Below are 19092 nucleotides of genomic sequence, written 5' to 3' on the forward strand. Positions count from 1 at the left end.
TATGCGAAAACTGATGCTTGGTGGTCTGGTCCTGCTGCTCCTGATCGGCGGCCTGCTGGCATTTGCCGTATCGAATCTCAACAGTCTGGTCGAGGCCAATAAGGACCGGCTGTTGGCCCAGGCCGAGCAGGCCCTGGGCCGTCCGCTGCAGATTGGAGACATCGAACTCAGCCTGTGGGGCGGGATCGGCGCCCGGCTGCAAAACGTGGCTCTGGCCGACGACCCGGCCTTCTCCTCGGAGACCTTTGTCCGTGCGACAGACCTGCAAATCAGGCTCAAGTTCATGCCGCTCCTCAGGCAAGAGCTTGAGGTCGGGCGGGTCATTGTGCGTGACCCGGTCATTCGGCTGATTCGCAACGCCCAGGGCGTGTTCAATTTTGCCAGCCTGGGCCGAGGGCAGACGCAGGACGCTTCACCTCAAGACTCCGGCGGGACGCAGGCCGTTCCGCCCCAAGCCTCGGAGGCAGCCCCGGCCAGCGGCGGGGAGGGTCTTCTGCTGCTGGTCGCCCTGGCCAATATCGTCAACGGCGATATCCACTACACCGACCGTCAGACCCGGACCGAGCTGCGCCTCAGCCAGATCGACCTGGAGGTCGAGGATCTGAGCCTTGATCGACCCCTCAGCCTGGAGCTGTCCGCAGCGTTTCTGGCCGAGCAACAGAACCTTCGCGTATCGGGCAGCTTCGGCCCGCTGGGCCCGGAGGTGCAGGTCGAGCAGCTGGCCGTTGACGCCAGCCTCAGCCTCGACCCGCTCGATAGCGTTGCTCTAGGCCAGGCTTTACCCCAGGTTGTCGAGACACTTCCGCCCGGCCTCGGCCTGTCCGGTCCGCTGCGCCTCAGCAGCCGCGTGTCGGGAACGGCCGCCGCTCTGATGGTATCGGATGTGCGACTGACAGCCTCGGTGTTCGAGTCCGATCAGGCCAACCTGCGGGTGACGGGCGAGGTGGGTCCGCTGGGCGCCGACATGGCCGCCCTGCGCCTCAGCGGCGATATTGCCCTGGGGCCGCTCGCCCTGCCCCGACTCCTGCGCTTTGACCCGCTGGCCGCCCATCTCCCGCCTGAACTGAGGGCTGAGGGTCCGGCTACGGTAACGCTCCGGGCCGAGGGCGGGCTGGACGATCTGGCCCTCACCGCAACAGTCGAAGCCACGGACAGTGCGCTTGCGTTTGGCGACCGGTTTCGCAAACCCCGGGCCACGCCGCTGGTGATAACAACCGAGGCCCGCCTGATGCCGGAGCGCGTCGATCTCCAGGAGGCAAAAATCCAGCTGCACACCCTGGCCCTGACCACCAGCGGCGAGGTCAGCCTCGGCAATCGCCCAAACCTGGATCTGCGGCTGGACTCCAATCGGGTTGATCTGGCCGGCTGGAGCGGGATTGTGCCTGAGCTGCACGCTTTGTCTGCCGCCGGACAGATGGAGCTGCACTGCCGCATCAAGGGACAGATAAGCGAAGAGCGATGGCCCGACGTGACCGGCACGTTTGACCTCCACCAGGCGAGCGCCAGCCTGGCCCAACTCCCCCAACCGCTGACCGCCCTGAACGCCTCGATTCGCTTGACCGGCCAGGGCGCCAGCATCCAAAATGCCTCGGCTCGGATCGGCAGATCGACCCTCGCGTTTGCCGCAGACCTTGCCCGCCTGAGGCCCGTGGACGCACGCTACAGCCTGAGTTCGCCCGAGCTGTGGCTGGCGGATGTCCTGACCGATGGGCAGGCCGCCTCGGATGTCCTCAGCAGTCTCAAGAGCGAAGGCCGGCTGCGGCTGGAAGGCGGACGGCTGGCGCTCGGCGCCACGCTCTCCTCGGCCCAGGGCCGACTGGCCGCAGTTGACTATACGGACCTCCAGGCCGAGCTGTCCCTGTCAGACCAGGTAGCCAGGCTTGAGCGGCTCAGTGTCGATACGCTGGGCGGCTCGGTCGTTGCCTCGGGACGTTACGATACGGCTGCCAGCCCGCCCCGGCTCCGACTCGCCTCGCAGGTCTCGAACATTGAGCTGGCCGAGCTGTTCAGGGTCTCCCTGCCCGGGGCGTCCGACTCCGCGCACGGCACGGCCGATTTCAGCCTTGAGCTGACCGGCAGCGGCCGGGACTGGCCAGCCCTGAAACCGAGCCTGGACGGTCGGGGTGAGCTGGAGATCAAGGACGGGGCGCTGACCGACATCAACATTGCCGACGAGGTGCTGCGGCAGGTCACCGGTATTCCGGGTCTGACGAATTTTGTTTCGCCACGCGTGCGCCAAAAGTACCCGGCTCTTTTCAGTCGCCGAGACACCGAGTTTCTTCAGCTGGGCGGCCGTCTTCGGCTCAGCCAGGGCAGAATCCTGCTTGACGACGTGCAGCTGGCGGCGGCCGATTATACGACCCAGGGCCAGGGCTGGCTGGACTACGACCAGACCGTTGATTTTCAGGGTCAACTCATTCTGGCCGAGGAGCTGTCACAGGATATTCAAGACGGCGTGCGGCTGGCCAGTCTGCTCAGCAACGATCAGGGACGGATTGCGCTGCCCTTTGCCCTGCGCGGCAGCCTGCCCGGCGCAAAACCCGTGCCTGACATCACGGCCATAGCCCGGCGGGTCCAGCGCGGTCTTGTCACCCAGGGCGTCGAAGCCCTGCAAGACAAGGTCTTGAACAAACTCCTACCCCCGACGGCGACGCGTGACGGAGGGACACAAGACGGCCGGGACGACGCCCCGGCCGATCCGGTCAGGCCCGAGGACGTGTTAAGAGAAGGCTTGCGGGAAGGGCTGAGGGGCCTGTTCGGACGCTAAGCGCTCCGCTTGGGTGCGTCTTCTCCCTTCTGGCCCTGGCCCTCCTGGCCCTCCTGGCCGCCCACAAGCCGGCCAATCGCCCGCTCCACCCGTCGCAGCCGACGGACCACTTCGGGCAGCCTGGGCAGCAGGGCCGAATAGCGGCGCCAGGAAAAGATATCGACGGCCGGATAGCCGCCGATAACGGAGTCGGGCGGCACATCGTTGGGAATGCCGCTCTTGGCCGCCACCCGCGTCTTGTCGCCGATCGTCAAATGACCGGCAACACCGACCTGACCGCCCATTTGCACCCCTGAGCCGACTTTGGTGCTGCCCGACAGTCCGACCTGAGCGGCCAGCAGCACGCCCTGGCCAAGCTCGCAGCCGTGGGCAATCATCACCAGATTGTCGATCTTGGTCCCCCGACCGATGCGCGTCGCCCCCAGGGTGGCCCGGTCAACGGTGGTGTTGGCGCCGATTTCGACCTCGTCCTCAAGCACGACATGACCGGTCTGCGGATTCGGCACAACCGTCCCGTCGGGCAGCGGCACATAGCCGAACCCGTCCCCGCCAACGACCGCCCCACTCTGCAGGACAACCCGGTGGCCGATCCGCGTGCCCTCGCGCACTACCGCGCCGGCGTGGGCGGTAAACCGGTCGCCAATCCTGACCTGGGGATAAATGACGACATGGGCGGCGAGGCGCGCCCCGCGGCCAATCACCACCTCGTCGCCGACCACGGCGTAGGGTCCGACCGAGGCGCCCTCGCCAATTCGAGCCGAGGGCGCAATCACGGCCGTGGGATGAATTCCCGCAGGCGGGACGTAGGGCGGATAAAACCAGCCCAGCACCTGAGACAGGGACAGCGCCGGGTTGTCCACCCGGACCAGGGCCAGCCTGTCCGCAAGCTGTCCGAGCGGCACGTCCCGAGCCACCAGGACCGCAGCCGCCCTGGTCAGCGGGAGTTTGGCCGCGTATTTTTTGTTGGTCAGAAAGGTCAGCTCTGCCGGTCCGGCCTCTTCGATGGGCTTGATGCCGTCAATCTCCAGCGCGCCGTCGCCGTGGAGTTCGGCGCCTAAGCGCTCGGCGATGTGTCCAAGTTTCATCCGGCCTCTCCTTTCACCCTTGCCTATGTGTCGCCCCTATCGCTCTCCCACCACTACCGGCCCACCCTTTGCTTGTCACTCCCCGGCCTGTGTGTTAGGAACACCACTGGCCGCCGCCAAAATCCGGGACGAAAACGCAAAGGCATTCATGCAAACACTCAAACTCGGGATTCCCAAAGGCAGTCTGGAAGCCACCACCATCGACCTGTTTCGCAAAGCCGGCTGGAAAATCACCACCAGTTCGCGGAGCTATTTTCCCAGCATTGATGACCCGACGCTGCGCTGCATGCTGGTCCGGGCTCAAGAGATGGCCCAGTATGTGGAATCCGGCGCGCTGGATGTCGGACTGACCGGCAAAGACTGGATCATGGAGCAGAACGCCGATGTCGAGGTGGTCAAAGATCTGGTCTACTCCAAGGCCAGCTTTCAGCCGACCCGCTGGGTCATTGCGGTGCCGCACGATTCGCCGATCACAACTCCTCAGGATTTGCACGGCAAACGGATCGCCACCGAACTGGTCGCCTACACCAAGCGCTACTTTGCCGAACGGGATATCGATGTCGCGGTCGAATTTTCGTGGGGTGCGACCGAGGCCAAGGCGGCCGAGGAACTGGTTGACGCGATTGTTGAGGTCACCGAGTCCGGTTCGACCATCCGCGCCCACGGCCTCAGGATCATCCACGAGCTGTTCACCTCCAACCCGCAGCTGATTGCCAACCGTCGAGCCTGGCAGGACCCGGCCAAAAAGGAGCACATCCAGCAGATTGCCCTGCTGCTGACCGGCGCCCTGGAAGCCGAGGCCAAGGTCGGCATCAAGATGAACGTGCCCAAGGAAAAGCTCGACCACATCGTCGAGATGTTGCCGAGCCTGACCGCGCCTACCGTCTCGCCGCTGTACAAGACCCCGTGGTTTGCGGTCGAAAGCGTGATCAGCGAGAGCCGGGTCAGAGAGCTGATCCCCCAGCTCATCAAGAACGGGGCGGTGGGGATTATCGAATATCCCCTGAACAAAATCATCTAGGCGCAAAAAAGCCCGCACCGAAAGATGCGGGCCGAAGGCGAATCTCGGATCGCTATTCCTCTTCTTCTTCGATGGGCTCGGTCAGCCGCCTGCCCCGATAGTAATACGCACCGTCGGTGCCGATGTGGGCGCGGTGCGACAGGTGGGTTTCGCCGGTCTGGGTATCCGTCCGCAGCGCCGGAGCCGACAGGGCGTGGTGAGCCCGCCGCTTGTTGCGTTTGGTGCGCGAGGTTCGTCGTTTGGGGACCGCCACAGGGTTTCCTTTCTGCGCCCTCGCTCAGGCCGGGGCTTCGTCGCCCTGTTCCTCCATGGTGCTGAGGAAGGCGTCCTTGTCCGCTCCGGTCATGATAAAAATCCCCTCCCAGCCGCACACCTCTTCGCACAGCTGGCAGCCGACGCAGGTCTTTTCGTCAACATCGACGCGGCCGAGGTACTGAGGACCGTTATGGACCGAGGGCGTGATACAGTCAAAAGGGCACACGTCGATACACACGCCGCAGCCGTTGCAGTTATCGAGATGGACTACCGCGATGGGCCGCTCAACCCGCTTCAAGACAGAGGTCACCGTCCCGAAGGTATCCAAAATGGCGGCGTCGGGGCAGATCACGCCGCAGGCCCCACAGTCGATACACAGCGAGGGTTCGATAAAGTAGGCTTTTTTGGACTCTCCGCTGATGGCTTTGGTCGGACAGCGCTTCTCGCAGGCGCTACACCCGGTGCAGTTTTCCGCCACGATGGTGAACGGCATACGGCCACTCCCTATTTCTGCATTTCGTCGAGAATTTCGTCGGCCCGGCCCTCTTCGATCAGTTGGTCGTTTTTCCGGCCTTCCCGAAAGGCGAGCCAAGTGAAGTACAACACCAGAAACATCAAGCCGACAATAGGGATATTGTCGGGCTTGGTGATGATTTCAACGAACTGTTCCCAACCTGTTTTCTGCATAACTGCCCCAACACTAGCGAGCCCCCCACATTTTGTCAACGAAGGGGGCGCGTCGCTCGCAGACCGCGTTCGGTTTTGGCCGCCCGCCCCCTCCCCTTGCGGCAGAACGGTTTTTCGGTATACATGGGAGCGATTCTGCGCAGGGAAAAAGGAAAGGGTATTCATGTTAGAGTGGCTGCCTGAAGACGTCTCGCCGTACGGAGCGGAGATCGATTCGCTCTTCTATTTCATCTATTACCTGACCGCTGCGGCTTTCATTGTCGTCACCGCCCTGATGCTCATCTTTCTGTTTGTGTACCGAGACCGGGGCGACCGGCGGGCGGCCTACACCCACGGCAACACCCCGCTGGAAATCATCTGGACGATCATTCCGGCCATGGTCTTCATCGGTCTGGGGTTGGCCAGCACCTCGCTGTGGGAGGATATCAAGCTCGTGCCGCCCGACACCGATACCGTGGTCAAGGTGACCGGCAAGCAGTTCAACTGGGAAATCCTGTATCCCGGTCCGGACGGCGAGTTCGACACCGCCGACGACAAGCAGGTTGACAACGATATCCGGGTTCCGGCCGGCGAGCCCATCCGGGTCATCCTGGCCTCCAGAGACGTGATTCACAGCTTCTTTCTGCCCAACCTGCGCTTTAAGCAGGATACCGTTCCAGGTCGAGAGATCATCGGCTGGTTTCAGGCCAACAAGCCGGGCCGGTATGAGATCCCGTGCGCCGAGCTGTGCGGCTTCGGCCACTCGGGCATGAAGGGCTGGCTGTACGCCCTGGCCCCGGACGAGTATCAGGCCTGGGTAGACGAGCAGTGGCCGCCGCCGCCACCGGCAGCAGCAGCGCCGGAAGCGACCGCCGCAGCCACGGACGTGCCCGACGCGCCGGAAGCGGCGGCTGCGGAGACCGCCCCCGACATGCCCGAGGCAGCCCAGACTACCGCTGAATAAGCGGCAACCGAGCGAGACCAAGAGCCAGACAGATCAAGCCATAGGAGACAGACCATGAGCGACGCAGGAGCGGTAGAAGCCCAGGAGGCCCATGCTCACGACGCCCACCACGAGCTGGGATTTATCCGCACCTATATCTTTTCCACCGATCATAAGATGATCGGACGCCAGTTCTTATTCTCAAGCGTCCTGATGCTCGTCATCGGCGGCCTGCTGGCCATGATGATGCGCTGGGAACTGGCCTGGCCGGAAACCCCGGTACCGTTCACCAGCTGGATTTCCGAGCCGTTCATGTACGCCGAGCCGGAGCACGGCCTGTACGGGGCGTATATGGACCCGGCCTTCTACAACTCGCTGTTTACCATGCACGCCACAATCATGATTTTCTTTGTGGTCATGCCGTTCATGGTCGGCGGGTTCGGCAACTTCTTGATCCCGCTGATGATTGGCGCGGGCGATATGGCCTTCCCGGTCCTCAACATGCTGTCGTTCTGGACTGCCGTACCGGCTATCGTGCTGATTCTGTGCAGCTTTTTTGTCGAAGGCGGCGCGGCCGGCGGCGGCTGGACCATGTATGCCAGCCTGTCGGCCGATGCGACCTATGGTGCCGGTGCTCAGGGCGTCAACCTGTGGATTATCAGCCTGCTCATCCTGGGTTTTTCGTCTCTGATGGGCTCAATCAACTATATTACGACGGTCATCAATATGCGGGCGCCGGGCATGACCTGGTTTCGCATGCCGCTGGTCATCTGGTCGTTGTTCGTGACCGCCATCCTGCTGCTGCTGGCCCTGCCAGTCCTGACCGCCGCCCTGGGCATGCTGCTGTTTGACCGCACAATGGGCACCAGCTTCTTCCTGCCGGCGGGTGGGGGAGAGCCTCTGCTGTGGCAACACCTGTTCTGGTTCTTCGGCCACCCCGAGGTGTACATCCTGGTCCTGCCGGCGATGGGCGTCACCTCGGATATTCTATCCGCATTTTCCCGCAAGCCCATCTTCGGCTATCACGCCATGGCCTTCTCCATGATCGCCCTGGCCTTTTTGTCGTGGATCGTGTGGGGGCACCACATGTTCCTGAGCGGCATGAACCCGGTGCTGGGAACCGCGTTTATGTTGACCACGATGGTCATCGCCATTCCGTCCGCCATCAAGACCTTCAACTGGCTCGGCACCCTGTGGGGCGGGACCATCCGGTTTACCAGCCCGATGCTGTTTGCCCTCGGCTTTGTGTCCAATTTTGTGATTGGCGGCCTGAGCGGCATCTATATGGCGGTCACGCCGGTGGATATCTTCATTCACGACACCTACTTCATTGTCGCCCATTTCCACTATGTGGTGGCCGGCATCATCTTCGGCATGTTTGCCGCCCTGTACTACTGGTTCCCCAAACTGTTCGGCCGGATGATGAACGAACCCCTGGGCAAGCTGCACTTTGCCCTGACCTACATCTTTTTTAATTGCGCCTTCTTCCCCATGCACTTCCTGGGGGTGGCGGGTCATATGCGGCGCATCTACAACCCGCTGCAGTATGAGTTTCTGGTCGATCTGCAGTGGTGGAATGTGTTCATCACCATGAGCGCCTTCTGTCTCGGGGCGTCCCAGCTGATTTTCCTGTTCAATTTCGTGTGGAGTCTGTTCGCCGGCAAAAAGGCCGAGGACAATCCTTGGCAGGCCAACACCCTGGAATGGACCGCGCCCTCGCCGCCGCCCCACGGCAACTTCGAGACCGTCCCGACCGTCTACCGCGGCCCGTATGAGTACAGCTCGCCGCTGGTCCAGGAGGACTGGCTGCCCCAGGATAGACGGCTCGGGCCTGAGGCTGCCGCAGCCTCGCACTGAGCCGGGACGCGCTGGCTGACCCGGCTGTGCAGACAGCCGGGTTCATATGAGCATGGCACACCTCAGTCCTTCCTCAGCCCTGTCCACATTTTCCCCCTGGCCCTACCGGTTTGCCCTGCTGACCACCGTCTGCACCCTGCCCCTGCTGTTTGTGGGCGGCCTGGTCACCAGCCTGGGGGTCGGGCTGGCCGTCCCGGACTGGCCGACGACATTTGGCTACAACATGTTCCTCTACCCCTGGTCGCAGATGGTTGGCGGCATCTTCTACGAGCACAGCCATCGCCTGCTCGGCTCGGCCGTTGGCTTCTTGACCATCCTGCTTACGGTCGCCCTGTGGACAACGGAACGGCGGCCGTGGATGCGCTGGCTGGGTGTGGTCGCACTGCTGGCCGTGATCGTCCAAGGCGTGCTCGGAGGACTGCGGGTGGTCCTGCTCGAAAACCTGCTGGCCCTGATTCACGGCGGCTTGGCCCAGGCGTTTTTTGCCTTCCTGGCCGCCCTGACCCTGCTGGCCTCGGCCGAATGGCAGGACCGACAGCCGCAAAAAACGGTCGCGGACGCTGCCTCGGTCCAACGCCTGAGCGTGATCACGACGGTGGCCGTGTATGCCCAGATCGTCCTGGGTGCGGTCGTACGCCACACCGGCAGCGGGGCCGAAGTCCATATCCTGGGCGCCGTCCTTGTCACCGGTCTCGTCTTCTGGCTGGTCGATTGGATCGTCCAGTCGTACGCCGACCATCCGTCTGTCCTGCGTTCGGCCCTGCTGCTGCGGCGTCTGCTGTTCGTGCAGCTCGGGCTGGGCGTGCTGGCCTATCTCGGCAAATACACCGCCAGCGGAGCTTTTCTCAGCCCCGTCGTTGTTGTGCTGGCGACCGTCCATGTCGTCATTGGCGCGCTCATGTTGGCCACCGGCGTCCGCCTCAGCCTGCGTTCCTATCGTGACGGCGTGGCGCCTTCCGCTCGTCCTGCATTCACCCCGGAACAGGTTTCGGCATGATACTCCGCACACATGCGCCGACCATGGGTCGCACCGACCGTCTGGATCGGGTCTGGCAGCGCAGCTTGGCCTTTCTCGAGCTGACCAAGCCCCGGATCGTGAGTCTGGTCCTGATTACGACCTGTGTCGGTTTTTATCTGGCCTCACTGGGCGTCGCCGACTACCGGCTGCTGCTGCACACCCTGCTGGGCACGGCCCTGGCCGCCGCTGGGACCCTGGCCCTCAACCAGGTGCTCGAACGCGAGGCCGATGCTAAAATGCGACGCACCCAGCTGCGGCCGCTGCCCGACGGACGCGTCCAGCCTCTCGAGGCGTATGTGTTCGGGACGCTGGTGACCGTCGCCGGACTCGTCTATCTGGCCTGGACCGTCAACTTGGCCAGCGCCACAGTCACCACAGCCATTGTGGTCAGCTACCTGGGAGTCTACACCCCGCTCAAGAAAACGACCTCGCTGTGTACCCTGATCGGTGCCGTGCCCGGTGCTCTGCCGCCGGTCATTGGCTGGGCGGCCGTCCGCGGCTCGATTGATCTGGAGGCCTGGATCCTGTTTGCCATCATGTTTCTGTGGCAGATGCCGCACTCGCTGGCCATAGCCTGGCTGTACCGGGACGACTACGCCCGAGCCGGATTCCAACTCCTGCCGGTCATCAACCCCGACGGGAAAAGCACCGGCCGGCAGGTGACCAGCCACTGTCTGGCGCTGCTGGCCGTCGGCCTGCTGCCGACCCTGGTCGGTCTGGCCGGACCGCTGTATTTCTGTGTAGCGTTCGGGCTGGGCAGCATGTTCCTGTGGTACAGCGTTCGTCTGGCGCTGGCCCGCTCGCCGGAGTCCGCCCGGCGACTGTTGTTTGCCTCGCTGATTTATCTGCCGCTGCTGCTGGCCGTGATGGCCTTTGATAAAGTCCCGCTGTAAGTGCGCTGGAAACCTGAGGATGACCATGTCGAGCCGAGAAGAGAAACACACGGTCAACCGTATCATCGGTCGCGGTCTGGCCATTTTTATCGCCCTGTATCTTGCCGCCACGGTGTGTTTTATTATCCTCGTCTGAGCTGGTGGAGAAGATCCCGAGGAGCGTCCCATGCCAAGCGCCACTGCCGCCCTGCCGCAGACAGCTGAACAAGCTCAGGCCCGGCCGTCTCCAGGCTTTGGAGGCGGCCCCCCCCCAGGCGTAGCCGGTCCGCCGATCAGCAACGCCCGACTGGGCATGCTGATGCTCATCAGCGCCGAAACCATGTTCTTTGTCGGCTTGATCGGGGCCTACGTGGTCTTTCGGGCCGGCAGCTCGGTCTGGCCGTCCGGCCATCTGTACCTGCCGGTCGGCGTGACCTGGGTGAACACCCTGGTCTTATTCGTCAGCTGTTACACCATGCACCGGGCCATTGCCGCCCTGCGCCTCGACCGCCTGCGCAGTGCGGGCAACTGGCTGGGCCTGACCGCGCTGTTGGGCAGCGTCTTCTTAGGCGTCCAAGGCTATGAATGGACACAGCTGGTGCGGGACGGTTTGACGATCTCAACCGGTATCTATGGCGCCACCTTCTACACTCTGATCGGCTGCCACGGCCTGCACGTTTTGGCCGCCGTGGTCTGGCTGCTCGTCGTCCTGGTCCTGGCCAAACGCGGCGCGTTCTCTGCCCGTCGGCCGGTTGCGGTTGAGGTGTGCGGCATGTACTGGTACTACGTTGGTGGCCTGTGGGCGCTGTTGTTTCCCTTGGTCTATCTGAACTGATCGGCACGCGGAGCGGACGATGTTAGCGAAAATGCTGATATATCCCGGTCTCATCAGCCTGGCGCTGATTCCGGCCCAAGCCCTGGCTCAGGGCTGTGCCATGTGCAAGACAGCCCTGTCCGGCTCTGAGGACCCCCTGGCGGTCGGCATTTTCTGGAGCGTCATGCTGATGATGACCATGCCGTTTGTGCTGTTGGCCTCGGTCGGCGGCTGGATCTTTTACACCTACTGGAACGCCAGCCGTTCCCCACATCCGCCAGCGGAAGTGCTGGCTTTTGACCCTACCCAGACAAAAAAGAAGGAGGATCAGCCTTGAGCGAAGCGGTTATTGAGACACAGGGGGCTGTTGAACCAGCCGAATCGCCATTAACCCCGGAAAGCTGGGGTAAACTTGGCATGTGGGTTTTCCTGGCCGGTGATGCCATGTCGTTCGGCGGGCTGCTGGCCGGCTACGGCGCGCTACGGGCCCGCAGCCCGGACTGGCCCGATCCGCTGGATGCGCTGGGCATTCAGCTGACGGCAGGCATGACCTTCCTTCTCATCTGTACCAGTGTCACCATGGTCAAGGCCTTGTCGGCGGCCCGGCATAGCGATCTGGCCGGTTTCAAAAAATTCATGCTGCTGACGATTACCGGCGGGACCATCTTTCTCCTGCTCCAGGCCTACGAGTGGACCCACCTGACCCACGAAGGCATGACCATGAGCGACAATCCCTGGGGAGCGGCGCTGTTTGGCACGACCTTCTACATCCTGACCGGCTTCCACGGCTGCCACGTGTTTGGCGGGGTGGCCTATCTGACATGTATTCTGATCAGCGGCAGCAAGGGCAGATACCTGGGCGAAGATGCCAATCATGTCGAGATCGTCGGCCTGTACTGGCACTTTGTCGACCTGGTCTGGATCCTGGTCTTTACTTTCGTGTATTTGCTATAGGGAGAATCCGCCATGGAGAATGCCCACCACGAACCCAACTACATGAACATCTTCTGGGCCTTGACGATCTTAACGATCATTGAGGTTCTGGTTCCGGTTCTCGGCGTATTCAGCCGCCCGGTCAACGGCACCATCCTGGTTCTGCTGGCGGTGGTCAAAGCCATGCTGGTTGCCCTGTACTTCATGCACCTCAAGTTTGAGCGCACTACGCTGGGCGTCATCGCCCTCACGCCGATGATCATCTGCGTCTTTCTCATCCTGATGCTGCTGCCGGATCTGACCGACGAGGGGAAAACCTACACCCCGCCGGACACGCCTGCGGTCAGCGCCGCCGAGCACTGACGCCAGTCTTTGGCTTTTGAGTGCGCAGTGAACACAAAAGGCATCCGGAGCTGATTTCGGATGCCTTTTTCATGCCCGCCGTCTGCGCTATTCGGCCGGTTTGCCCCGTGTCACCGCATAGGCCAGACTGAGCCACAGGCTGCGCGAATAGCGAAAGAACCACAGGGGAAACAGCCCGGCAAAGCCGAGCCACACTACCAGCTGCCGGGTGAGGCTCATATCGGTATACGCGTGGAGGGCCAAAAAGCCAGGCAGGCCCAGCGCCACCGTGGCGGCATAGTTGATATAAATCGCCCCGACAAAATAGCCCTGCTCCTGTTCAAACACGTAGCCACACTGCGGACACCGCTCATGCATGGTAAAAAAGCCGCTGAACAGCCGCCCGTCTCCGCACCGGGGACAGCGCAGGCGCACGCCCCTCAGTAGCACCTGTCCAAGCCAGTAGCGAGCCATCATTTCTCTCTTGGCGGATACGCTCTTTTGCCTTTTCACGTTACAGGCAAGGTGGGAATGCGGCAAGAACATTGCTCACGGCTGTCGCATGTGATACACCCAACAGCTCTTGTCGTGCCCTCGTGGTGAAATGGATATCACACAGGTCTCCGGAACCTGGGGTCCGGGTTCGATTCCCGGCGAGGGTATATCCTTCCTGTTTTCTCTATTCCCATCCGTTCGATGAATAGGGAAGAACTCGCCATGGAAAAGACACGTCTTAGCGAGAGCGATGTGCGCGCCAAGTACATCACGCCAGCCTTGCACCAGGCCGGCTGGGACGAGTCACAGATTCGCCGCGAGGTCAGTTTCACCAAAGGCCGCATTATCGTGCGCGGCAAGCTGGTCAGCCGGGGTGAGGGCAAGCAGGCCGATTACGTCCTGCACTACAAGCCCAATCTTCCCATTGCGGTGATTGAAGCCAAGGACAACATTCACGCGGTTGGTGATGGCATGCAGCAGGCTCTCGACTATGCCGAGACGCTGCATACCCCTTTTGTCTTTTCCTCCAACGGTGAGGGCTTTGTGTTCCACGACCGGACCGGCCTGAGCCCTGAGCGGGAAGCCAACCTCAGCCTAGACGCCTTTCCCTCGCCGTCCGACCTGTGGGAGCGCTACCGCGTCTGGAAGGACCTGAAACCAGAGACGGAGAATGTTGTCACGCAGGATTATTTCAGCGATAGCAGCGGGAAGACCCCGCGCTATTATCAGGTCAACGCCATCAACGCCGCCATTGAGGCTATTGCCAAGGGCCGTGAGCGCCTCCTGCTGGTCATGGCCACTGGGACGGGCAAGACCTACACGGCCTTTCAGATCATCTGGCGACTGTGGAAGGCAGGCCGCAAGAAGCGCATCCTGTTTCTGGCCGACCGCAATGTGCTGGTTGACCAGACGATGGTCAACGACTTCCGGCCTTTCGGTCCGGCCATGGCCAAGTTGTCGCCCAGGGCCAAAACTATCGAAAAGACTATCGAACGCGCGGGCGGCTCTTCCGAGGACCTGAGTGCCGCGATTGACCGCAAGCGGCGGATTGACACCTCGTATGAAATCTATCTGGGCCTGTATCAGGCCCTGACCGGGCCGGAGGACCGTCAGAAAGTCTTTCGCCAGTTTTCGCCCGGTTTCTTCGACCTGATTGTGATTGACGAGTGCCATCGCGGCAGTGCGGCCGAGGATTCGGCCTGGCGGGAAATCCTGGACTATTTCTCGTTGGCCACCCACATCGGTCTGACGGCCACGCCCAGGGAAACGGCCTACGTGTCCAACATCGGCTACTTCGGCGAGCCGGTGTACACCTATTCTCTCAAGCAGGGCATCCGCGACGGATTTCTGGCACCCTACAAAGTCATCAAGGTGCATATCGACCGCGACGTGGAGGGCTATCGGCCCGAACCCGGTCAGCTGGACCGGGACGGCCGCGAGGTCGAGGACCGCCTCTATAACACCAAGGACTTTGACCGCACTCTGGTATTGGACGAACGGACCAAACTGGTGGCCCGCAAGATCACCCAATTTCTGAAGGAAAGTGGCGACCGCTTCCAGAAGACGATTGTCTTCTGCGTTGACCGGGAGCACGCCGCCCGGATGCGCCAAGCCCTGAGTAACGAGAACGCCGACCTGGTGGCCGAGAACCACCGCTACGTCATGCGTATCACCGGCGGCGACACCGAGGGGCAGGCTCAACTGGACAACTTCATTGACCCAGAATCCACATATCCCGTGTTGGTCACGACCTCGCGGCTGCTCTCGACCGGGGTGGATGCCCAGACCTGCCGACTCATCGTGCTTGACCGTGAGGTGGGCTCCATGACCGAGTTCAAGCAGATTGTCGGCCGCGGCACCCGCGTACACGAAGACACGCGCAAGTTCTACTTCACCCTGATAGATTTTCGGGGCGCGACCGGCCATTTCGCCGACCCCGACTTTGACGGCGAGCCGGTACAGATATACGAGCCCGGCGAGGACGGTCCCATCACTCCGCCGGACGAAGAAGAGCAAGAAATCATTGGCGATCCTCCTCCGGGGCCTCCCCCGGATACGCGACGCAAGGTGTATGTGGACGGCATCGCCGTGACAATCGTCGCCGAGCGGGCGGAATACCTCGACGGGTACGGCAAGCTCGTCACCGAGTCCTTGCGCGACTTCACCAAGAAGGCACTGAAAAAACGCTTTGCCAGCCTGGACGATTTTCTCAAGCGCTGGAAGGCGGCCGAGCGCAAGCAAGCCATTCTTGAGGAGTTGGAGGCCGAGGGGCTGGCGCTCGATACGATTGCCCAGGAACTCGGCAAGGAACTCGGCAAGGACCTCGACCCCTTTGACCTCATCTGCCATGTCGCCTTTGACGCCAAGCCGCTGACCCGCCGCGAGCGCGCCCAGCACGTCAGGAAGCGCGACGTGTTCCACAAGTACGGTGGCCCGGCCCGCGCCGTGCTCGACGCCCTGCTGACCAAATATGCCGACGAGGGCGTGCTCAACCTCGACGACGCCAACGTGCTGCGCATCCCGCCGTTTACCACACTCGGCACGCCGGTGCAGCTAATCAGAGCCTTTGGCAGCAAGGACAGATTCCTGGCCGCCGTTCACGACCTGCAAGCCGCCCTGTATCAGGAGACCGCCTAATCCATGTCTGTTCGCACCTCGGTCAAATCCATCCAGAACATCATGCGCCAGGACAGCGGCGTGGACGGCGACGCCCAGCGCATCAGCCAGCTGTGCTGGATGTTTTTTCTCAAGATCATCGACGATCAGGACCAGGAGTTGGAACTGATGCAGGCCGACTACACCTCCCCGGTCCCGCAGCGCCTCCAGTGGCGGACCTGGGCCGCCGACCCCGAGGGCAGGACCGGCGAGGAACTGTTGACCTTCATTAACGCCGAGTTATTCCCGGCTCTGAAGGACCTGCAAACCGCCCAGACCGGAGCCCGTGGCCGTGTGGTGCGCGAGGTCTTTGAGGACGCCTACAACTACATGAAGTCCGGCCAGCTGATGCGGCAGGTGGTCAACACAATCAACGACATTGACTTCAACAATCTGAGTGAGCGCCAGCATTTCGGCGACATCTACGAGCAGATTCTGAACGACCTGCAATCCGCGGGCAATGCCGGCGAGTACTACACGCCGCGCGCCGTGACCGCCTTCATGGTGGACCGCATTGACCCGCACCCCGGCGAGAGCCTGTTCGACCCGGCCTGCGGCACCGGCGGTTTTCTGAGCTGCGCGCTGCGCCACATGCGCCAGCGCTACATCAAGCGACCCGAAGACGAGGCCGCCCTGCAAGCCGCCCTGCGGGCCGTGGAGAAGAAGCCCCTGCCGCATATGCTGTGTGTGACCAACATGCTGCTGCACGGCGTTGAGGACCCCAGCTTCGTGCGTCACGACAACACCCTGGCCCGGCCGTATATCGGCTGGGGACAAAAGGACCGGGTGGACATCGTGCTGACCAACCCGCCCTTTGGCGGCAAGGAGGAAGACGGCATTGAGAGCAACTTCCCGCAGCATTTTCGGACCAAGGAGACCGCCGACCTGTTCCTGGCTCTCATCGTCCGGCTGCTGAAGCCGGGCGGACGCGCCGCCGTGGTCCTGCCCGACGGCTCGCTGTTTGGCGAGGGTGTCAAGACCCGGCTCAAGGAACATCTGCTGGAGGAGTGCAACCTGCATACCATCGTCCGTCTGCCGAACTCGGTGTTCCGGCCCTACGCCTCCATCGGCACCAACCTGCTGTTTTTCGAGAAAGGCGCACCGACACAAGACATCTGGTTCTACGAGCACCGCGTGCCCGAGGGCCAGAAAGCCTATTCCATGACCAGACCGATCCGGCTGGAGCACCTGCAAGACTGCGTGGACTGGTGGGGCGGAACGGAGCGCAAAGGCCGCGCGGAAACGGAACGCGCCTGGAAGGTGACCGCCGAAGAGGTCAAGGCGCGCGGCTACAACCTGGACATCAAGAACCCCCACACCCAGGAGGACGAACTGGGCGACCCGCAAGAGCTGCTGGCCAAGCTCACCGAGACTGAGGCCGAAGCCGCCAATCTGCGCGACCAGCTCAAGACAATCTTGGCGAAAGCGTTGCTGCGATGAAGGCCGAACACCTGCTCACCCACTTCGACCACTACACCCCCAAAGCATTGCTAAAAAGTAGCCTATACGCTACTGAAAGATATGCCCGAGAGTCGATATCGACAGGCTGTCGCCTATGTGGCGAACGATGGGAGCACGCCATTCGCGGAGTGGCTTCGTACACTGAAGAATCGGAAAGCGCGTAATAACATCCGTGTCAGAATAGCACGACTCCGCCTCGGCAACCTTGGAGATTACAAATCCGTCGGTCATGGGGTGTTGGAACTCCGCGTAGATAGCGGCCCAGGCTATCGGGTGTATATCGGACAAGACGGCTCACGTTTTATCCTCCTTTTGTGCGGGGGAACGAAACGGACCCAAGCGGTGGATATCAAAAAGGCCCAAGAGTATTGGGCTGACTATATTGGGAGATGAGCATATGGCAAGGCGCACTATTCCCTACGAAGACCTCCTCTATCAGGACCTCCAAGACCCCGAAGAAGCTGTAGCGTATCTGAACGCTGCCCTGGACGACGAATACGCAAAGGGGGCAGAGGTCTTTCTCTTGGCCCTCCGTGATGTCGCCAAAGCTCGTGGCATGAAACAACTCGCTCAGGATACGCAGCTCAGCCGGGAGAGCTTGTACCGAACATTGTCCCGCAAGGGCAACCCGCGCTTTTCTACGCTTGAGGCCGTGCTGAAGAGTCTGGGACTGAAACTGAGCGTAACGGTGAACCCCTCGGAAACGACGGCTGCCTAACCTCCGCGTCGCCTCTCCAATGAACGCCGAACACCTGCTCACCCACTTTGACCGCCTCGCCGACGCGCCGGACGCCATTCCGCGCTTGCGCCGGTTCATTCTCGACTTGGCTGTACGCGGCAAGCTGGTCGAGCAGGACCCGAATGATGAGCCGGCGTCGGAACTGTTGAAGCGGATTGCGGCGGAGAAGGCGCGGTTGGTGAAGGCGGGGGAGATGAAGAAACGAAAGCCCTTTGCACCGGTTGAACAAGGAGAACAACCCTTCGTGGCGCCGAGCTGTTGGGCTGCGACAAGGCTGGCGTTCATCGCCGAATGCTTAGATTATATGCGAAAGCCGGTAAACGGGACCGAGCGCGAACAACGAATCGCGAATAAGTCTCAGTCTGAATTGTTCCCGTATTTCGGTGCAACACAGCAACAGGGATGGATCGACGACTACATATTCGACGAGGAACTTGTTCTGCTCGGTGAAGATGGAGTGCCTTTCTTCGAGCCTCTACGCAAAAAAGCTTATCTGATCGCAGGAAAATTCTGGGTCAATAACCATGCCCATGTGTTTCGCACCATTCTCGTTTCACATCCATACCTGGTCCACTACTTAAACGTCTTTGACTATTCGGGGAGAGTGGTTGGGGCGACACGATCAAAGCTTAACCAAGCCAAGGCCCTTGATATTCCGATAATGCTCCCGCCCCTCGCCGAACAACACCGCATCGTCGCCAAAGTCGATGAACTGATGGCTCTCTGCGACCGGCTGGAAGCAGCACGGAAAGAGCGAGAAACCACGCGCAACCGACTGGCAGCGGCAAGCCTCGCTCGTCTCAGCGCGCCCGCCCCCGACCCGGCGGTATTTCAGAGCCACACCGCCTCCGCCCTCAACAACCTCGCCCCCCTCACCACTCGCCCCGACCAGATCAAGGCGCTCCGTCAGACTATCCTCAGCTTGGCGGTACGAGGGAATTTGGTGGAGCAGGACCCAAACGATGAGCCAGCAGCGGAGCTGCTGAAGCGGATTCGGGGGTGGCGGAGTCGTGCAATTGCACAAAAGAAGATTCGAGCGCCACGGAAGCCCCTGGCACCGATAAAGAATGAAGAAAGCCCTTATTCTCGACCTAGAGCGGTTCACGTTAAGCTGTAGCCGTGCCACTCTCGTCATGCCGGACGTGATCCGGCATCCAGCGGCCGAGCGC

At 61.8% G+C, this 19092-nt stretch carries 20 protein-coding genes and 1 tRNA gene; 16 read left to right on the forward strand and 5 right to left on the reverse strand.

What is annotated here, in order from left to right:
• Position 1 precedes the first annotated feature (1 nt).
• On the forward strand, positions 2–2767 hold the full coding sequence (locus tag J4F42_01370) for an AsmA family protein (protein MCE2484134.1): 2766 nt from the start codon (positions 2–4) through the stop codon (positions 2765–2767).
• Here J4F42_01370 and lpxD read toward each other — a convergent pair.
• Positions 2764–3852 (reverse strand): UDP-3-O-(3-hydroxymyristoyl)glucosamine N-acyltransferase, encoded by a 1089-nt coding sequence (lpxD, locus tag J4F42_01375; protein ID MCE2484135.1) that lies wholly within the window; start codon positions 3850–3852, stop codon positions 2764–2766. The genes J4F42_01370 and lpxD overlap by 4 nt on opposite strands.
• 148 nt (positions 3853–4000) lie before the next feature.
• Between lpxD and J4F42_01380 the strand changes: the two genes are divergently transcribed.
• Positions 4001–4873: an ATP phosphoribosyltransferase gene (locus J4F42_01380; GenBank protein ID MCE2484136.1), complete on the forward strand. Its 873-nt coding sequence runs from the start codon at positions 4001–4003 to the stop codon at positions 4871–4873.
• Positions 4874–4925: 52 nt separating this feature from the next.
• On the opposite strand, the gene rpmF is transcribed toward J4F42_01380, so the two are convergent.
• From rpmF to J4F42_01395, 3 genes are read right to left on the reverse strand one after another with little or no spacing between them, the layout of a single operon-like run.
• Positions 4926–5126: a 50S ribosomal protein L32 gene (gene rpmF / locus J4F42_01385; GenBank protein ID MCE2484137.1), complete on the reverse strand. Its 201-nt coding sequence runs from the start codon at positions 5124–5126 to the stop codon at positions 4926–4928.
• Positions 5127–5150: 24 nt separating this feature from the next.
• Entirely contained in the window at positions 5151–5621 is a 471-nt protein-coding gene (locus tag J4F42_01390; protein MCE2484138.1) for a 4Fe-4S binding protein, read from the reverse strand.
• Positions 5622–5632: 11 nt separating this feature from the next.
• Complete coding sequence (locus tag J4F42_01395) at positions 5633–5815, reverse strand: hypothetical protein (protein ID MCE2484139.1); 183 nt, start codon at positions 5813–5815, stop codon at positions 5633–5635.
• A 163-nt stretch (positions 5816–5978) separates the two neighbouring features.
• Between J4F42_01395 and coxB the strand changes: the two genes are divergently transcribed.
• The 8 genes from coxB (at position 5979) to J4F42_01435 (ending at position 12594) form a co-directional block, all read left to right on the forward strand.
• Positions 5979–6758, forward strand: a complete 780-nt coding sequence (gene coxB, locus J4F42_01400; protein MCE2484140.1) for a cytochrome c oxidase subunit II — start codon at positions 5979–5981, stop codon at positions 6756–6758.
• A gap of 54 nt (positions 6759–6812) precedes the next feature.
• Positions 6813–8594 carry a cbb3-type cytochrome c oxidase subunit I gene (locus J4F42_01405; protein ID MCE2484141.1) on the forward strand — a complete coding sequence of 594 codons (1782 nt, stop codon included), beginning with the start codon at positions 6813–6815 and terminating at the stop codon, positions 8592–8594.
• Between the two features lie 46 nt (positions 8595–8640).
• On the forward strand, positions 8641–9591 hold the full coding sequence (locus J4F42_01410) for a COX15/CtaA family protein (GenBank protein ID MCE2484142.1): 951 nt from the start codon (positions 8641–8643) through the stop codon (positions 9589–9591).
• The gene (gene cyoE / locus J4F42_01415) at positions 9588–10505 is read left to right on the forward strand and encodes a heme o synthase (GenBank protein MCE2484143.1); all 918 of its coding nucleotides are present in this window, start codon (positions 9588–9590) and stop codon (positions 10503–10505) included. The genes J4F42_01410 and cyoE overlap by 4 nt, the downstream gene beginning before the upstream one ends.
• A gap of 166 nt (positions 10506–10671) precedes the next feature.
• The gene (locus tag J4F42_01420; GenBank protein ID MCE2484144.1) at positions 10672–11319 is read left to right on the forward strand and encodes a heme-copper oxidase subunit III; all 648 of its coding nucleotides are present in this window, start codon (positions 10672–10674) and stop codon (positions 11317–11319) included.
• A 19-nt stretch (positions 11320–11338) separates the two neighbouring features.
• Positions 11339–11635: a hypothetical protein gene (locus J4F42_01425; GenBank protein MCE2484145.1), complete on the forward strand. Its 297-nt coding sequence runs from the start codon at positions 11339–11341 to the stop codon at positions 11633–11635.
• Positions 11632–12252: a cytochrome c oxidase subunit 3 gene (locus J4F42_01430; GenBank protein ID MCE2484146.1), complete on the forward strand. Its 621-nt coding sequence runs from the start codon at positions 11632–11634 to the stop codon at positions 12250–12252. Before J4F42_01425 ends, J4F42_01430 begins: the two co-directional genes overlap by 4 nt.
• Positions 12253–12264: 12 nt before the next feature.
• Positions 12265–12594 (forward strand): cytochrome C oxidase subunit IV family protein, encoded by a 330-nt coding sequence (locus J4F42_01435; protein ID MCE2484147.1) that lies wholly within the window; start codon positions 12265–12267, stop codon positions 12592–12594.
• Positions 12595–12681: 87 nt separating this feature from the next.
• Here J4F42_01435 and J4F42_01440 read toward each other — a convergent pair whose 3' ends face one another.
• Positions 12682–13047 carry a DUF983 domain-containing protein gene (locus tag J4F42_01440; protein MCE2484148.1) on the reverse strand — a complete coding sequence of 122 codons (366 nt, stop codon included), beginning with the start codon at positions 13045–13047 and terminating at the stop codon, positions 12682–12684.
• Positions 13048–13163: 116 nt separating this feature from the next.
• On the opposite strand from J4F42_01440, the gene J4F42_01445 reads away from it, so the two are divergent.
• From J4F42_01445 to J4F42_01470, 6 genes are all read left to right on the forward strand, one after another.
• Positions 13164–13235, forward strand: a tRNA-Arg gene (locus J4F42_01445).
• Positions 13236–13290: 55 nt separating this feature from the next.
• On the forward strand, positions 13291–15705 hold the full coding sequence (locus tag J4F42_01450; GenBank protein MCE2484149.1) for a DEAD/DEAH box helicase family protein: 2415 nt from the start codon (positions 13291–13293) through the stop codon (positions 15703–15705).
• Between the two features lie 3 nt (positions 15706–15708).
• Positions 15709–17163, forward strand: coding sequence for an SAM-dependent DNA methyltransferase (locus J4F42_01455; protein MCE2484150.1), 1455 nt, complete (start codon positions 15709–15711; stop codon positions 17161–17163).
• Positions 17164–17244: 81 nt separating this feature from the next.
• Complete coding sequence (locus J4F42_01460) at positions 17245–17577, forward strand: type II toxin-antitoxin system RelE/ParE family toxin (protein MCE2484151.1); 333 nt, start codon at positions 17245–17247, stop codon at positions 17575–17577.
• A gap of 4 nt (positions 17578–17581) precedes the next feature.
• Positions 17582–17902, forward strand: a complete 321-nt coding sequence (locus J4F42_01465; GenBank protein MCE2484152.1) for a putative addiction module antidote protein — start codon at positions 17582–17584, stop codon at positions 17900–17902.
• Between the two features lie 19 nt (positions 17903–17921).
• The gene (locus J4F42_01470; protein ID MCE2484153.1) at positions 17922–19040 is read left to right on the forward strand and encodes a restriction endonuclease subunit S; all 1119 of its coding nucleotides are present in this window, start codon (positions 17922–17924) and stop codon (positions 19038–19040) included.
• Positions 19041–19092: the final 52 nt, after the last annotated feature.

It is taken from the genome of Desulfurellaceae bacterium (assembly GCA_021296095.1).
In the GTDB taxonomy this organism is placed as follows: domain Bacteria; phylum Desulfobacterota; class Binatia; order Bin18; family Bin18; genus JAAXHF01.

Excerpts from the sequence above, each read along its gene's own strand:
- J4F42_01370 (MCE2484134.1), top strand. The coding sequence starts at position 2 with ATGCGAAAACTGATGCTTGGTGGTCTGGTCCTGCTGCTCCTGATCGGC.
- lpxD (MCE2484135.1), bottom strand. The coding sequence starts at position 3,852 with ATGAAACTTGGACACATCGCCGAGCGCTTAGGCGCCGAACTCCACGGC.
- J4F42_01380 (MCE2484136.1), top strand. The coding sequence starts at position 4,001 with ATGCAAACACTCAAACTCGGGATTCCCAAAGGCAGTCTGGAAGCCACC.
- J4F42_01390 (MCE2484138.1), bottom strand. The coding sequence starts at position 5,621 with ATGCCGTTCACCATCGTGGCGGAAAACTGCACCGGGTGTAGCGCCTGC.
- J4F42_01395 (MCE2484139.1), bottom strand. The coding sequence starts at position 5,815 with ATGCAGAAAACAGGTTGGGAACAGTTCGTTGAAATCATCACCAAGCCC.
- coxB (MCE2484140.1), top strand. The coding sequence starts at position 5,979 with ATGTTAGAGTGGCTGCCTGAAGACGTCTCGCCGTACGGAGCGGAGATC.
- J4F42_01405 (MCE2484141.1), top strand. The coding sequence starts at position 6,813 with ATGAGCGACGCAGGAGCGGTAGAAGCCCAGGAGGCCCATGCTCACGAC.
- J4F42_01410 (MCE2484142.1), top strand. The coding sequence starts at position 8,641 with ATGAGCATGGCACACCTCAGTCCTTCCTCAGCCCTGTCCACATTTTCC.
- cyoE (MCE2484143.1), top strand. The coding sequence starts at position 9,588 with ATGATACTCCGCACACATGCGCCGACCATGGGTCGCACCGACCGTCTG.
- J4F42_01420 (MCE2484144.1), top strand. The coding sequence starts at position 10,672 with ATGCCAAGCGCCACTGCCGCCCTGCCGCAGACAGCTGAACAAGCTCAG.
- J4F42_01425 (MCE2484145.1), top strand. The coding sequence starts at position 11,339 with ATGTTAGCGAAAATGCTGATATATCCCGGTCTCATCAGCCTGGCGCTG.
- J4F42_01435 (MCE2484147.1), top strand. The coding sequence starts at position 12,265 with ATGGAGAATGCCCACCACGAACCCAACTACATGAACATCTTCTGGGCC.
- J4F42_01440 (MCE2484148.1), bottom strand. The coding sequence starts at position 13,047 with ATGGCTCGCTACTGGCTTGGACAGGTGCTACTGAGGGGCGTGCGCCTG.
- J4F42_01450 (MCE2484149.1), top strand. The coding sequence starts at position 13,291 with ATGGAAAAGACACGTCTTAGCGAGAGCGATGTGCGCGCCAAGTACATC.
- J4F42_01455 (MCE2484150.1), top strand. The coding sequence starts at position 15,709 with ATGTCTGTTCGCACCTCGGTCAAATCCATCCAGAACATCATGCGCCAG.
- J4F42_01460 (MCE2484151.1), top strand. The coding sequence starts at position 17,245 with ATGCCCGAGAGTCGATATCGACAGGCTGTCGCCTATGTGGCGAACGAT.
- J4F42_01465 (MCE2484152.1), top strand. The coding sequence starts at position 17,582 with ATGGCAAGGCGCACTATTCCCTACGAAGACCTCCTCTATCAGGACCTC.
- J4F42_01470 (MCE2484153.1), top strand. The coding sequence starts at position 17,922 with ATGAACGCCGAACACCTGCTCACCCACTTTGACCGCCTCGCCGACGCG.